This is a genomic window from Melioribacter sulfuriphilus, assembly GCF_051488685.1.
Classification (GTDB): Bacteria; Bacteroidota; Ignavibacteria; order Ignavibacteriales; family Melioribacteraceae; genus Melioribacter.
This window is the reverse complement of sequence record NZ_JBPSEH010000002.1, coordinates 401,927-418,060: the sequence shown is the minus strand read 5'-3', so window position 1 is coordinate 418,060 and position 16,134 is coordinate 401,927. Positions and strand designations below refer to the sequence as shown.

General features: G+C 37.3%; 9 protein-coding genes. All 9 read left to right on the top strand.

Going from position 1 to position 16,134, the window contains the following annotated elements:
* Nucleotides 1-305: 305 nt before the first annotated feature.
* The 9 genes from ACSSV9_RS05050 to ACSSV9_RS05010 all read left to right on the top strand — a co-directional run bounded on the left by ACSSV9_RS05050 (nucleotide 306) and on the right by ACSSV9_RS05010 (nucleotide 15,908).
* Nucleotides 306-3,167, top strand: coding sequence for a fibronectin type III domain-containing protein (locus ACSSV9_RS05050; protein ID WP_437346142.1), 2,862 nt, complete (start codon nucleotides 306-308; stop codon nucleotides 3,165-3,167).
* 198 nt (nucleotides 3,168-3,365) lie between these two features.
* A complete protein-coding gene (locus ACSSV9_RS05045) occupies nucleotides 3,366-5,498 on the top strand; it encodes a hypothetical protein (protein ID WP_437346141.1) in 2,133 nt (710 codons plus the stop codon).
* Nucleotides 5,499-5,582: 84 nt separating this feature from the next.
* Entirely contained in the window at nucleotides 5,583-6,494 is a 912-nt protein-coding gene (locus tag ACSSV9_RS05040; RefSeq protein ID WP_437346140.1) for a T9SS type A sorting domain-containing protein, read from the top strand.
* A 183-nt stretch (nucleotides 6,495-6,677) separates the two neighbouring features.
* Nucleotides 6,678-7,748, top strand: a complete 1,071-nt coding sequence (locus tag ACSSV9_RS05035) for a dipeptide epimerase (protein WP_437346139.1) — start codon at nucleotides 6,678-6,680, stop codon at nucleotides 7,746-7,748.
* A 25-nt stretch (nucleotides 7,749-7,773) separates the two neighbouring features.
* Complete coding sequence (locus ACSSV9_RS05030; RefSeq protein WP_437346138.1) at nucleotides 7,774-8,391, top strand: sterol desaturase family protein; 618 nt, start codon at nucleotides 7,774-7,776, stop codon at nucleotides 8,389-8,391.
* Between the two features lie 56 nt (nucleotides 8,392-8,447).
* Nucleotides 8,448-10,097, top strand: coding sequence for a glycoside hydrolase family 9 protein (locus ACSSV9_RS05025; RefSeq protein ID WP_437346137.1), 1,650 nt, complete (start codon nucleotides 8,448-8,450; stop codon nucleotides 10,095-10,097).
* A gap of 135 nt (nucleotides 10,098-10,232) precedes the next feature.
* Nucleotides 10,233-11,504, top strand: a complete 1,272-nt coding sequence (locus ACSSV9_RS05020) for an RAD55 family ATPase (RefSeq protein ID WP_437346136.1) — start codon at nucleotides 10,233-10,235, stop codon at nucleotides 11,502-11,504.
* Nucleotides 11,501-14,659, top strand: coding sequence for a tetratricopeptide repeat protein (locus ACSSV9_RS05015; protein ID WP_437346135.1), 3,159 nt, complete (start codon nucleotides 11,501-11,503; stop codon nucleotides 14,657-14,659). The genes ACSSV9_RS05020 and ACSSV9_RS05015 overlap by 4 nt, the downstream gene beginning before the upstream one ends.
* A 13-nt stretch (nucleotides 14,660-14,672) precedes the next feature.
* Nucleotides 14,673-15,908, top strand: a complete 1,236-nt coding sequence (locus ACSSV9_RS05010) for an SGNH/GDSL hydrolase family protein (RefSeq protein ID WP_437346134.1) — start codon at nucleotides 14,673-14,675, stop codon at nucleotides 15,906-15,908.
* Nucleotides 15,909-16,134: the final 226 nt, after the last annotated feature.

The following is a 16,134-nucleotide window of genomic DNA, read 5'->3' as shown; positions in this document are numbered from 1 at the left end:
TCCTCTTTTTTGTTTATTCTCTTACAACGCTTTTCATTAAAAAGTTTTTAAATTCTGGATAATTTTTCAGAGGTTTCAATGAGTAAGTAAGATTAGTTTTTTTATGGATGGAAGATACAAATGCCGTAAAGTCGTATGCGTTAATAATTGTTAATTATTTTTTTAAAAAATAATTCTTGACATTAGTATCAAATAACAGTAGATTTCATCACCAGCCGAAAAAATATTATCTATCCTCCTGATGGTTCCGGGTCGAAAGTAAGATAATATTAAATATATTTTTTAATAAAAGACAGAGGGTGCAAATGAAAAAGGGAGTTTTTCTCTTTTTTATTCTGTCTGTTCTAATAGTAGCGCAGAATAAAAGTTTTAAAACACACGACCAGCAAAATGCGGTTGAACAACCGGTAAAAAATTTTTTACGCTCGGTTAGTAGTTACGGCTCGCCGCAATTCAATAATCAATTCTATACATTTAATCCTCTTGTAACGGCTCCAGCTAATGTGAATTACACGCAAGCAGGACTTAGTACTGATGGTTCAAAAATTGTAGCACAAAAATATTATGACGATGGTCCAATTAGAAGAGTAGAAATTGTTCTTATGAATTCAGATGGTAGCGGGGAAACAATTATTTCCGCAGGTAATTCAGATTATAATAATGGGCCAACTTATGGAAATCCATTCTGGAGCGACGATGGATTATATATCGGTTATGTAGAAAGGAATGTATCCACAAATAATAGAGTGCTAAAGTATGAATTAGCCAGTGGCATAACTACCGCTGTTTATGAACCTACAGGAAGTGATGATGTGGCCAATCCCGATTTCCTGGGCTCAAGTACAACATCAATTATATTCTGGGATTATGGCGCTGGAGGTGGTGCCGATCTTTTTATATGGGATGGTACTACACGAACAAATATAACTAACACTTCTAATTATAAAGAATACGAACCGATATCAAATGAAGATGGAACCGTAATACTCTATTGGTCAGGTGAAACTACTGCTGAACCTATCAATACTACTCATACACTTACTTTTAATGGAAGTAGCTGGGTTAAAGATCTGGGTTTTACACCTATCGTCGACAGCTATTGGGGCTACTGGACAGGACGTGACAATCAATATATTGCTGTTACAGTAATGTCTACGAAAGATATTCATCTTTATGATAATGCAGGTAATTTTTTGATGGATTTAACAGGTGCTCAATATAATGGTAGTTCAGGGCAATGGAACTTTGTTGGTTCTCATTTTCAAGGCCCTAATGGTGAAATTATTATGACTTCCAATGCTGGCAGAACTACCAGCGGTAGAGATATTATAAAAGCTACTCCTTACATTCCAGTTCCAACTCTTCCTGCCAATTTATCAGTACTTACATTGCAGACAATCTATTTTAGCTGGTATACAACAAAATATGGAATGAAATTCGATCTCGAAATTGACGATAATATGGATTTTTCATCACCAATTACCATAGCAGCCGATTTGACCGGAACATTCCATTCTTATGACGCATCTTCTTTGATTCCAGGCCAACCATACAAATGGAGGATTACTGGCAAAACGAATACAGGTATTGTTATTAGTTATTCAGATATTTGGCAATTTACAACTCAAGCAGTTCCTGCACCTGTTGCCACTTATCCCACCAATGGAGTGATGGTATATACCCAGAGTCCTACTATTTACTGGTATATTAATTCGTACTATCCAGGTTTATATTATCGAGTTCGATATGGTACGTCGTCGGGCAGCTATACTGAAACGAGCAGTGTTACAAGTAATTTATATCTAACGCTTTCGAGTTTAACGCCCGGCAATACTTATTATTATGTTGTTGACGCTTCGACTTCAAATACATTTTCGACTAATGTAGTAACCAGCAGCGAAGAAAGTTTTGAAATTTTCAGTTCGCCTCCTTTAACTCCACCTATCCCCGTTCCCTCCTGGCCTGTAAGTGGTAATGATTCTTATATAAATCCACCTACTTTATACTGGTATATTACTACTTATATTGACGGATTAAAATACTTTGTTGAATGGGATGACGATTCAAATTTAGATGATACACCTATGGGTAATTCAGGCTGGATCGAAAATCTCTATTTCATGTTGCCTTCTGCTTTGAATGGGGGTACATATTATTGGCGTGTAAGATCGAAAATAGGGGACGGAGGAACGCCATCTTCGTGGTCTACGGTTGAATCTTTTAATATTCCGTCGTTTGCATCTACAGGGGCTCCAGTACCGACACAAACCTATCCAGTGGGCGGGACAATAGTTTATACACTTTCACCAACTTTATATTGGTATGCTTCCTCTGCATACACACTCAATTATGATTTGCGTTACTCGACTTCACTGGACGGTGGTGGCCAATTATTCAATCCAACAACTGTAACGGATTTAAACAATAATTTTTATATTCTTTCAGGTTTATCAGCAGGCACAACTTATTATTGGCAGGTGCGAGCTAAAGTTGCCGGTTCTCCTGGATCGGAGTCTCCCTGGTCGTCAATTGCAACTTTTACGACTGATGCAGGAGCATTCGCCGTTGTTCCTCTGATCGGTTCACCAAATCATGCTCAGCCAATTTCTTCATCGTCGGTGGTTTTATCATGGGTCGTCCCTACAAAAAGCGATTCAAAGCTTACTTATGAGGTTGAATACACTCATGACGCAAATTTCGAATACAAAAATATTATCGGAGGACTCGATAAACCATTTGTAGAAATAAACGGGTTGTATCCTGATAACACATATTATTGGCGGGTGATTTCAAAAACAGAAGAGGGAAAAGTTTCCGACTATTCTTCTATTGGTATCTTTAAAACCGTAAGCAATGTAACAGCTGTCGAAGAGAACGATGTAATCAATTATAATTTTGAGCTTTATCAAAATTACCCGAATCCTTTTAATCCTGAAACGTCCATCAGTTTTTCTATTGGTAAGAAAGACCATGTGATGTTAACTATATATGACATTCTCGGTAAAGAAGTAAAAAGGCTAATTTCGGAAGAACTATCGCCTGGAAGGTATAATCTGGTTTGGTATGGCGATGATAATTATGGGAATAAAGTTGCCAGTGGCGTTTATTTCTACAAATTGATTTCGGGTTCCAATCAGGCAGTAAAAAGAATGCTGTTAATAAAATAATGAACGGTATAGTTTTTTATATGTGTGCCTACTATCACAAATACTGTAGCTTGGTGTCTCTTTAAAATAATTTGATTTTTTATTTATGAAAAAGGGATATATTATTCATAATCCCAATAAAATATTTTTCGTTCAAGCAAAAAAAATCATTAACAATCTCAGAGGATGCATATGAGATATTTGCGATACAGCTTTATAATGAGCATAATCTTGTTTTTTTCAACAACAGATTATGCACAAACACCAATTTCGCCGACTGATGGGCAGGTCGGTGTTTCACAAAGCTTAGCTTCAATAACCTGGACAGACTTCGACGACGGTAATGGCAACGGTCCATACGATGTTGAATTCGATGATGACCCTGGTTTTGGTAGCCCGGAGGCATCATCCTCCAATACTGCATTGACAAGTTTGTCACTACCTGCACTCAACTACAATACTAATTATTACTGGAGAGTTAGAGATACTGACATAGATGGGTCAGGCGGTGACGGCTCATGGCATAATTATTCATTCAAGACTGGTTTTCCAACATTAAGTCTCGATAGTCCTGCAAATGGAGCGGAATTAATGGATAGAACTCCCACGTTGCAATGGAGTACTTCTGCTACAGTCAGCAATGTAACATTTACACTCAATGTTACGGGACCTAATGGATATACGTATAATAATACTGAGACAAGTCCATTTACATTTGCTGCAAATCTTGATTTTGGTACATACACATGGGATGTTACAATCGACGATTCTAATATACCTCTGGATAACACGCCGGTTACGACCACCAGCAGAACATTTAAGGTTGTGCCAGGATTGATATCGCCTGCAAATACACTAACAGGAGTTTCTCTTGAACCGGAATTTTCATGGGACTACGACGGCTCGTCTACTTATTTGATTGAAATAGCTACAGATAATTTCTTCACGAATATTGTTGCAAGTAAGTCTGTTGCCGCCGGTTCTTACAACTTTACAGAAGCAGATGCTGGCATGCCTTTGAATAATAACACTACTTATTACTGGCGTGTGACGGTTAATGGAGCTGTTTCAAGTGTATGGTCATTTACAACTTTGAGTAATCTAACGATTACACAATCTTTTCCATCAAATGCAATGGAAGTAATTCAGTATGACCCACTGTTATTTTCCTGGTATCTGGGAATTCCTGTAGGTTCAATGAAATTTTCTTTGCAGGTCATTGAAAAAAATACAGCTCCAACTCAAAGTGAATGGGCATCAGCAGTAGATAATTATGTCACTAATTCATTAACTACTGACTTTGCTTTTTTTGTGGATAATATTAATACATTGAATCATTCGGCGACAGGATTGCAAGGTAGCTCGAAATATTACTGGCGAGTAGTTGCTTATTATGATGATGGAACTGTATCAAATAAATTTGATTTCTCGGATAGGGTGGCTAAATATTCTTCCGTCTTTTCTTTTACTACAAAAGGCGGCGCAGTTGAAGCTTATCCATCCTGGCCTATCGGCAATGCTACAGTTTATACCCTGCAACCTACATTATACTGGTATACGGTTGAATCAGAACCAGGTGCTACATACACAGTGCTAATATCAAAAACTAATAGTGGTCCAGATAATACAAAGCTCGATGACGAGGCAGTATATTCGTCATACAATGCTGGTGCGAATCTATTCTATACAATTACCTCGAATCTGGATGCAAATACTCATTATTACTGGCAGGTTATAACAAATTACAACACACAAACGAATTATTCTAGCATAGCAGATTTTACGACTTATGCGGCAGCAACTGTAACAGCCTTTCAACCTGTACCATCTCATCCAATTGGCGGAGTTGATGTTTATACAACTTCACCGACTCTTTATTGGTATGTAGCAGGCCTATCAACTGAACTTCGTTATGATATAGAAATTAATACTACAAATACATTTACCGGTACTCCGACTTATACAAATATCAGTAATTTATATTATCAAGTTACTGGTTTAACGGCAGGTTTAACATATTACTGGAAAGTAAGATCATATGAAAATGGAAATCCAGCAAATGCTTCGGCATGGAGCTCTACTGCAAGTTTCACAATCGTAGGCGGTCAATATAGTAGTGCAGTAGCTTCATATCCTGTTGGAAATCCCACGGTCTACACTGCTCGACCTACATTGTCCTGGTACATAGACGGTTCCACTTTAGGATGGAGCGGATTTATTGTGAGGTGGAAAGAAGGAAGTGCGCCGGCAGATTGGGCCACAACTTATGATGGGAGTGTAACAATTAATGATATTAATACTTTGTTTTACACATTTACATCCGATTTAACCTACGGTTCAACATATTACTGAGCTGTTGCACTTTATGACGGTACAAATGCACCGTCGCATGCCGATTATTCTCAGGGTTCATTCACAGTAGTTGGAGGTGGCACGGTGACGGTTGTTCCATCTGCTCCAAACAATGCAAGTATAGTATATGATGACGATGTAACTTTATACTGGTATCTAAACGGTTCTAATCTTGGAATAACTGGATTCGAAATACAATACTCGCAACAGAGTAATTTTGGTAGTCCTGTTACTATAGCTCCTGGTACGGTCGGTAATAATTATTCTTATCAATTGACTGGACTTACACCCGGTGCAACATATTACTGGAGAGTAAGAGGCTATTATTCTGGTTCTAATTACACGCCTTATTCTACAATATTTAGTTTTACTATCGATCCAGGGGCAAGCTCTGTAGTTCCAGTGGTGGGTTCGCCTAAAGGTGGAGTAGTAATCAATACTGCAAAACCAATGTTATCTTGGTTTGTGCCAGCACCTTCAAAATCCGAGTTGAAATATGATGTTGAATTATCGAGCACATCCGAATTCAACGATACCAGAACTTTTGAAAATCTGGCACAGCTGCATGCAGCCGTTGAGACTTTGACTCCTGGAGAGTACTACTGGCGTGTACGTTCTAAGACAGGCAATGGAGATGTTTCGAATTATTCGGAAGCAGGTTACTTTAAGGTAGGCGATAATGTCACAGATCTTGAAGAGTCGCTCGGAGAAGTGCCAGCAGATTTTGCTCTTGAACAAAACTATCCAAATCCGTTTAATCCTGAAACTGTAATAAAATTCTCGCTACCTAAATCACAATTTATTTCATTAAAGATATATAATGTTCTTGGACAGGAAGTAAAAACACTTGTCTACAGAGAATTCCAGGCTGGAAATCACTCAGTCGTCTGGAATGGGAAAGACAATTATGGTAATACTGCCGCCGCAGGTATCTATTTTTACAAAATTGATGCCGGTGAATTTACAGCCGTTAAAAAAATGATTTTAATGAAATAATTTCCGGAAGGGTTGAAGTCATGGGAAAATTAGGAGCCTCAATTTTTGTTATTATCATGTTAGCCGCTATTGGATTGGCGCTCTACGCATGCCATCAAACCTATTTCGGTTAGCATAGATCAAATAAAATTAAAAACGAAGGTTGCACTTTTGTGTGACCTTCGTTTCTGCTATTTTTCCTTTATGAAAATTACCACAAAAAAATTTACACTGTCTCTTAAAGACCAATTTAATATTTCTTACTATTCAAGAAATACAACGCCAGCTGTTCTCGTAAAAGTGGAGGACAATGACAATATTGTCGGCTACGGCGAAGCAAGCTTACCCCAGTATATGAAGGAAAACCAGGAAAGTGTTATTAATTTTATAAAAGGACTCGAAATTTCTGAAATATCGGAATTCAATCAATTGATTGATTATCTCAATTCACTCAATGAAAAAGCCAATTTTAATAGAACTGCTCTGGCCTCAGTCGATATTGCATTGCACGACTATCTCGGGAAAAAACTTAATAAACCTGTAAGAGAATTTTATAACCTCCTCGATAAGAAAGAAATAAAAACTTCATATACAATTGGGCTCGATAGTCCAGAAATGATTGAACGAAAAATCAAAGATGCCGTCGGCTTCGACATTTATAAAATAAAACTCGGGAAAAAACATAACCACAATAAAGAAATTATTCGCATTATAAGACAGGCAACAGATAAACCCCTCTATGTAGATTTAAATCAAGCGTGGGGAGGTATCAAAGACGATTCATCTGAGAACGGTAAGCTGGGTATTGGCTTTTTTAATGATTTCCTGGCATGGCTTGAGGAAAACAACGTAATTCTCGTTGAACAACCAGTACCAGCAGGTGAAGATGAAGTAATCGAGTCATTGAAAGGTAATTCGTCCTTGCCGATTATAGCGGACGAATCGATAAGAAACCTTGAGGATATCGAAAGAGTCGGAGCGTTTTACGATGGATTCAATTTTAAACTGATGAAGTGCGGTGGAATTAATTATACTTTCAAGCTAATCGAAGCGGCAAGATTAATGAATAAAAAAGTGATGCTTGGCTGTATGACAGAAACTTCGTGTGGTATTTCCGCTGCATTACAACTGGCTCAACTTGCAGATTATATCGATCTGGATGGTAACCTTTTGATTAATAACGATCCGTTTGAAGGACACGAATTTTCAAATGGTAAATTTTTATTGAATAATTTTCCGGGATTGGGAATCTCTCCGCTTAAGAATTTGTTTTGATAATGTTATTAAAAAGGAGGGTATTATGCCAAAGAATTACATTTCCAATAAAGACGAAACAGTCCGCATGTTCAAAAATGATTTTTTAGAATCGTTATCCAGAGTGCACTGGAGCGTGCCATTGATAATATATGTGCCGGTAGTTGCTTATCTGTTTTCGCTATCGTTTCGATTTTTCAATATCTGGGAAATTATTTTTTATTTTCTTGCAGGAATAATTGTGTGGACATTTACCGAATATGTGCTACACCGATTTGTATTTCATTATGAACCGAAAAGTGAGACGGGCAAACGCCTTCATTTCATAATGCACGGTGTGCATCACGACTATCCGAGCGACTCGAAACGGCTCGTAATGCCACCTTCGGTTAGCATCCCACTGGCCATCTTCTTTTATATTTTTTATCTCTATTTGCTGGGCAATAAAGTTGTCAGTCCTTTTTATGCAGGATTTCTAACGGGCTATTTAATCTACGATATGACTCATTATGCTGTCCATCATATGAGGATAAAGAACAAATTCTGGCTCGAGATTAAAAAGCATCATATGCGTCATCATTACAAAGACGCTACCAGAGGTTTTGGAGTAAGTCAGAAAACCTGGGATGTTATCTTCAATACTGACTTCAACGAAGTTCAATAAATAATAGTTATTTAATTGCTAAATTTGATAAGCGAATAAAGAACGACTTTCTTACAATGAAAAAAATTTATTTAGTACTATTGATATTTTTATTTGCCGCACACAACTGCGGCAGTGGTGTAAATTCGCAAGGGGATTTCGTAATTAGATTGAATCAGCTTGGATATTTGCCTGAGGATATTAAATCTGGCATTATACTTTCAACAGTGCCTTTGGAAAATGTGAAACTCGAAATCATTGATTTGAAGAACGCTCATAAAAAATTTTATCCTAAGTATTACAATACTGGTTTTAAACACGGCAGATACAACTACACTTATAAATTTGATTTTTCCTCTTTAAAAGAAAGCGGTAAATATATCGTGAGTGCAGGTGAAATAACCTCGTATACTTTTGAAATTGGGGATAACGTATACAGAAAATTAACTGAATCGCTGCTTGATTTTTTTAAAGTTCAGCGCTGCGGCTATACCGACCCTTTGTTGCACGAAGTTTGTCACATCGCAGATGCCACAGCAATTTATGACGGTAAAGATACATTCGAAACTAAAATTGACTTAACAGGTGGCTGGCACGATGCAGGCGACTATATAAAATTTCTGAACACCACCGCATATTCTACCTATTTACTTTTGTTTGCATACGAATTTGCACCCGATAAGTTCGGATTCGACAGAAATAATAACAACGTAGCGGACATTCTCGAAGAGGCAAAAGTGGGATTGGATTGGTTGTTGAGGTGTCGTTATGGAAACAAATTGATAACACAGGTTCAAGATTTACGTGACCACGATGTTGGCTGGCGAATGCCCGAAGACGACCCGCTGACATACGATAGACCTGCGTTTGTGGGCATTGGAAAAAATTTAATTGGAATCTACTCGGCTACTTTGGCACTTGCATCTCGTATCTGGCGAAATAAATTGAACTATCCGAATTTTGCGGATACATGCTTAATTACAGCCACGAAATATTATAAGCTCAAAGACTCCGTTCCCGATATCGACAGTTCTGGTAGCGGTGCCTACATCGATAAAAATTATGAGGGCAAATTATCTCTGGCAGCTGTGGAACTTTATCTATCCACGCGTAATGTTTCTTATTTAACTGAAGCAATTTCATTTGCCGATTCTGCAGGCAGCGACTACTGGTGGAGCTGGGGCAATATAAATGCCTTCGCACATTACAGACTTGCTCATTTCCAATCTCGTTTTGTCGATTATCTTAAAAACAGTCTCAATTCTTTCAGAGACTTCAGCCGAACAAGCTTGTTCGAACTCGGTATTCCTTTAAGCTGGGGAACTAATCATACTTTACTGGGTATTGCGCTAATTGATATTCTTTACCGGAAACTAACAGGCGATAGGCAATACGATACTTTGATGGCTGCTCAAAAAGATTTTATTCTTGGTAAAAATCCGTGGGGAATATCATTTGTTTACGGGTTTGGTTCAAAGTTTACTACCAATTTCCATCATCAAATTTCGTATTTTAAAGGTAAACTTCCTGGCGGATTTGCTGCAGGCCCTGTTGAAAAAAAAATTGTAGATGATTTCAAAATACCTTATAATGGCAACGATAAATTAGCTGAGCATCAAAGCGGCGAATTTTACTACCGAGATGAAAAAGAGGATTACATTACAAACGAACCAACAATCAGTTCAAATGCAGTAGCGATTTTTGTTTACGGTAATTTGAGCAAATAACTCTGTCTTATTCTGAGACGATGTTGATATAATGAAACTCTGTTAGATTAACAAAACTGCGAAAAAAGCAGAAAAATAAATTTTTTTCTGGCATTTTTATTGATTAATATAATTAGTTATTAAAACGAGTTAATCATGATTAATTCAGTAAGAATGATACCATCTGGATTTGAGTTTATCGATAAAAACTGGGGTGGGGTCTACAGAGGTGGCAGCTATTTACTTGTAGGGCCTCGGAAGTCTGGAAGAACTCTTTTAGGTTTACAATTTGCGCTTGAAGCTGCCAGAGCCTCAGAAGTGTGTCTCTATTTTACACTGATGCGTCCCAAAGACTTGATGATACAGGCTGCCTCGCTCAATTTTGATATTCAGTCGTATATGAACCAGAATTTAATTATTGTTATACGCGTGGCTCCACCAAATGAAGTCTACGGTATGTACAATCCAGATGATTATCTGGTCGAATACTTTAAAGATATTCTTACTGTGGTAAATCAATACAATCCTACAAGAATCATATTTGACGAATTGACACCGTTTGTAGGGTTCAAAAATCTCGACTACTTGAGAAATACATTTTTAAATACTGTAGAAACAATTGAAGAGAGGGACATTACAAGTCTTTTTATAATAAGCGAACCTGCCACTCCAAAAGCCCATGCGATAGTTGAAGGACTATCTCAGTTTGTTACTGGAATAATTCGTTTGTCCAAACCGAACGATCGTATTTCTCGTTTTCAGGGCGGAAGAGTAACAATAACGCCGAACGTCGGGCATACCGAAGGTGAATTTACCGCTGAATACAAAATCCGTCCCAATAAAGGAGTTTCAACTGAATTCCTTGAAGATACATTCTCAACGGAAGAATACGAATCTATTTACCCGACAAAAGAAAATCACTTCCAGGGATTTACTACAAAACAGACACGTTTCGATATTCCTCCAGAACCTTACGCCTTTTCAAATATCTATAATTACAACGACTTTTTATTGATACTCAACAATCAGATTGCACTCTACAAAAGCACGGGACAAATCTTTTACATCATCTCTTTCAAACTCGATCCAGTAGCACAGGTAAAGGGCCTGCTGTCGGTCAACCAGTTGCAGAATTCGATAAGGATATCAACAAGCAAAAAAGACAAGATTTGTGTAATCGAAAACAAGGTGATCGTATTGCTGGTAAAGGGGAGTCTGAAAGGCGTGGTCGATTTAATTTCGAATGTACAAAATAATTTACCGAGCAAGGATCCCGCATACCTGAAAGCAGTGATGGAGTATATTTCAATTTTCAATACGGCAATCGACGAACGCTTTGATAACGCTGAATCGTTAATGGAATATGTATTGTCGGCGGAAACATCTGCAACGAATGCTTATCAGCCTTTAAATAAATTTTTAGGATGATGATTGTCCGGTTAAAAATAATTCTTCTTCTGATTTTATTCACATCCAATTTATTTTCTCAAACTCAGTCAGAAGCCATCAAAAAACAGGCTCAAAACTTAATGAACGAAGGTCGATATGCAGAAGCTGTCGACCAGTTGAATAAGTTTATCTCGTTTAATCCTCAGTTAGCCGAAGGTTATCATCTACGAGGTCTCTGTTATGAGCAGATGATTCAATATCAGTATGCTGTCCTCGATTTAAGACGTGCACTGCGACTTGACCCTGCAAATCTGGTGATTTCAAAAGATTTAAACCGTGTAATTTCTTACTGGCATCAGCAGCTCTATCAAAAAATCGAAGGGCATAAACGCGATATTGCTATAAATCCGGATTATCCTTTTTATTACCTGGAAATCGGTAAATCGTATAGATGGTTGGAAGAATGGCAAAACGCGGAATATTGGTACGACGAGTATCTTAAAAGAGATGACAATGCTTCACCCGACGAAATAATTCGCTATACTGAAATTTTAGCCAAGACCGGTTCGATTAGCAAGGGGGAAAAAATATTAAAAAAATATGTTGAACGTTATCCCGACGACTGGCGCTTGTGGAGTAGATATGGCTATTTTACTCTATGGTTAGGTAAGTATAAAATTGCAGAGGATGCCTTTAAACGTGCTCTCGAGATAAAACCATATTTTAAAGAAGCTCAAGATGGACTGGACCTTGCTCAGAACAAAGCTTATCTTCGCTTGAATCAACCCCGCTCGTTCGAAAGAGTTTATCCAATCGACCGTTATTATTCGATTATCAATAGATATCCAGAAAACGATAGCATCCGATTCCTCTTAGCTCAGGATCTCATAAAAGCCAATCGGTATGAAGAAGCTTATCAGCAACTTACATTGCTCCAGAATAAATATTATGACAACGAAAAATTTCAAAAACTTTATAACCTCGTAACAAACTACAGAGATAGTACGAATAATAGCAATATTGCTTACTTTACCGAAATATTGAAAAATAACCCTGGTGATAAGAATGCGGCTTTAAAACTTGCAGAAGCTTATGCGAATTTAATTAAGTACGACGATGCTATTGAAGTTCTCTCAGAATATCTTTCCGATAAGCCTGAAGATGCCGAACTCGATGTGCGATTCGCTTACGCTCGTTATTGTGCCTGGAATTACGAATGGGAAAGAGCCATTGCACAACTCGATAAATTGATTGAATTTGACCCTGACAACACGGATTACAAAGTGCTCAGAGCTCAAATTGCAGTTTGGACTGTACTGGATCTCGATCTGGCTGAAAAATATTTACTCGAAATTATTGAAAAAAAACCTCAAGAATTGCAGGCATATTTATCGTTAGTTTCTCTTTATTCATGGAAAAAGAATTTTGAAGAAGCAAAAAAATATCTTGAGATTGCTAAACAACTTGCTCCAAATTCCCAGCTGGTTGCAAGTGTCGAAAGTACCTATGAGCTCCACTTGTCAGCTTATGAGGAATTAAAAGCGCTTGAAATTCGAGGCGAAGCACAAATCCTCTATTCAGAAGGCAAATGCGAAGAAGCTCGCACTAAATACGAGGAATATTTTAAAAAGAAAGAAGAACCAACACGTGAAGAATATGCAGAATACGCTGGTATTCTCGCTTGTGGCGGTGATAAAAAGGAAGCTTTAACAATTTACGACAGATTACTTAATGAAAAATTCGACCCGAATGATAAATTGGATTTCAGAATATGCGTAGAGAGAATCAAAATTTATCATGAATTAGGGGATAAATCAGCAATTCAACAAGAAATTGAAAAAATTGCCACCATCGAAATTCCCGACACACAAATTCTTTTACTAAAAGCCGACGCTTTTGCCGCTGCTGGTTATTTTCAAAAATCCGATTCAATTTACAGCGAAATCCAGTCACAAACCGACGACCCTGCTACTAAAAAGGAAATTGATCAAAAGTATATATTGATGGCTGGCTACATGACTAAATTGGGACAACTCGACGAAGCTGAAGATGTTATAGAAGAACTTGAAAGCAGAATAGATGATAATGATTTGTTGAAGCAGGTCAGATATCAAAAAATGTTTTTAGGCGATGCTTATGCTGAGCGAAATGAATGGGGTGCTGCAGAAGATATTTATGAAGAGCTGGTGGAAGAATTTGACGATTCTTCAAATATTAGTCTTGTTAAACAAAGATTAAGCTGGATTCCACCTTATGGAATTGAAAAAGGATTTATTTCAGTTCGTAATTTTGTAAGTCGTCTGTTCCCTACGAATATAAATATTACTCCCTATACGACAATGTACATCGACAATTTTGACCTCGATTATTTCAACTATGGTACAAGAGTCGAGGGAGGGTTTCTTGGATTTTTCGGATTGGGGGCACAATGGCAACGCGCTGAATTCAAAAGCGATTCGAAAGCAAAACACCTGACAGGTTTGAAATTGGTTGCCAGCATTTTCCCTCTTAAAAATTTAGTTTTGGCCGGAGGAAAAGGGGCTCTTAATATAAGTAGTGAACCAAGTAGAGATATATGGGATTTTATGATTAGATATGAACTCATAGATACATTTACTACCACTTTTTCATTTGAACGGAACGATGCACGCTTGATTTTACTTTCGCCGCTATTAATTCCATTTAGCCTGAATACCGATATTTACCGATTTAATTCGTCATACAACTACAAACATTCGCTCTATCTTTCATTGTTTTATAATTATCTCGAAGTGTCCGACGGTAATATTGGAAACGATATTCAGATTAGAATTGGTAAACGGTTTTTCACATTTAATACTCTGGTAAGCAATGAAAGAGAAAAAGGCAGTGGTGTGCTCGGCTATGAATATTATTTTGCGGATTATGGTTTCAAAACTCAATTTTATTTTACGCCTCAGAATTATGTATCCCACAGCCTGTGGGCGGATTTTATTCTGGAGAAGAGCGATTATCTTACACTAAAAACGGGCGGGAAAATAGGATATCTGCCATTCCTTGATTTTATTGTTAGTGAACTTTATGCCGACGCTGTTTATAAACCTTTTGAATATTTTTTCATATCTGGTAGAATATCGTATGCTAACAGCTATCGTTACGATACGGGCTATAAAGCATTTTCTGCATATTTGTCACTTTTCTGGAACATTAATTAATGAAAGGAATTATATGAGCCGAGTTACATTAATATTATTATTGATTATATATAATTTTGTTTTCGCATCCGAACCGGTAAAAATTGATTTTATAGCTCCGAAAAATGACGTCCTTTATTTTTCACTCGGTAAGGACGAACCTTTGACCGGAAATCTGGAACAATTGAAATATTTTTTCGAGCAACTCGACCGTTTAAAGAATAAAGACAAAAGTTTGGTCCTCAGGATTGCTCACTTTGGCGATTCGCTGATACAGGGAGATGTAATCTCAGAATATCTCCGCGAATTATTCCAGGAGCGATTCGGAGGTCAGGGTGTAGGTATGATGCAAATTATTGCAAATGATATAAGAATGAGGACGACAACGCGTCATAGTTATTCAAGCGACTGGGATTACGTCTCAGTTATTACCAGAAATCCGGACAATTTACCTATTGGAATAAGCGGTTCGGTTGCTATACCAAATAAAAACAGCTGGGTTCAGTATGAAACAAGTAGAGAATTGAAATCATCTGTTTCGTTCAAATTTGCCCGTTTATTTTATAGCAACGCCGCCGATAATAGTGTAATTGAATATACGATTGATAACAGAGCCCCAGTTAAAATTAATCTAAAGGAAGGGAATGATCTGAAGGAGTTGATTATCGATGTCAAGGGAGAAGCTCATTTACTGAAAATAAAATTTATCGACGGTAAACGACCCTATTTTTACGGAGTTAGTCTTGAAAGCGGTGGTGGCGTTTATCTGGACAATTTTCCTATGCCGGGCAATAGCGGAGTATCGCTAATCGATATTCCAGAAAAAATTCTCCAGGATTTTGCCAGGCTTACAAATTACGGACTGATTATTTTAACCTATGGAGCAAACGTGAACTCGCCCAACAAATCGATTTACCAGTTATATAAAAATAAAATGCTGAAAGTTATTGAACATTTTAGAAAAGCATTTCCCAAAGTTGGATTTATTCTGGTTGGAGTGGGCGATAAAACCATGAAACGGGGCGGACGATTTATTACTAATCCCGACGTGCCATTGCTTTTGAATGCACAAAAGCAAATTGTAAAAGATGGAAATATTGCTTTCTGGAATCTTTGGGAAGCAATGGGCGGCGAAAATTCGATGGAAGATTGGGTCAATTCGAATCCACCTATGGCTCTTAAAGACTATTCACACTTTACAAAGATAGGCGGAAAAAGAGTGGCTGAACTCCTCTTTAATGCAATAATGAAAGCATATTCAGCGAAATAAATTTTTTACTCTTATAACAAGTTATATTAATTTCTTTATACTAAAGAATTAGGTCAATTATGTAACTTATTAGCTTGCAATAGTTTAATTAAAAGACTATATTCTTTATGTCTATTTTTGAGCCATTTTATCTAATTGTAAGGGAAATTAATATTTAGCTGTTTGATTAACGTTCATAATGACTAAAAAAATAATGGCATTTTTATTGAATAATATTTAATGAGTA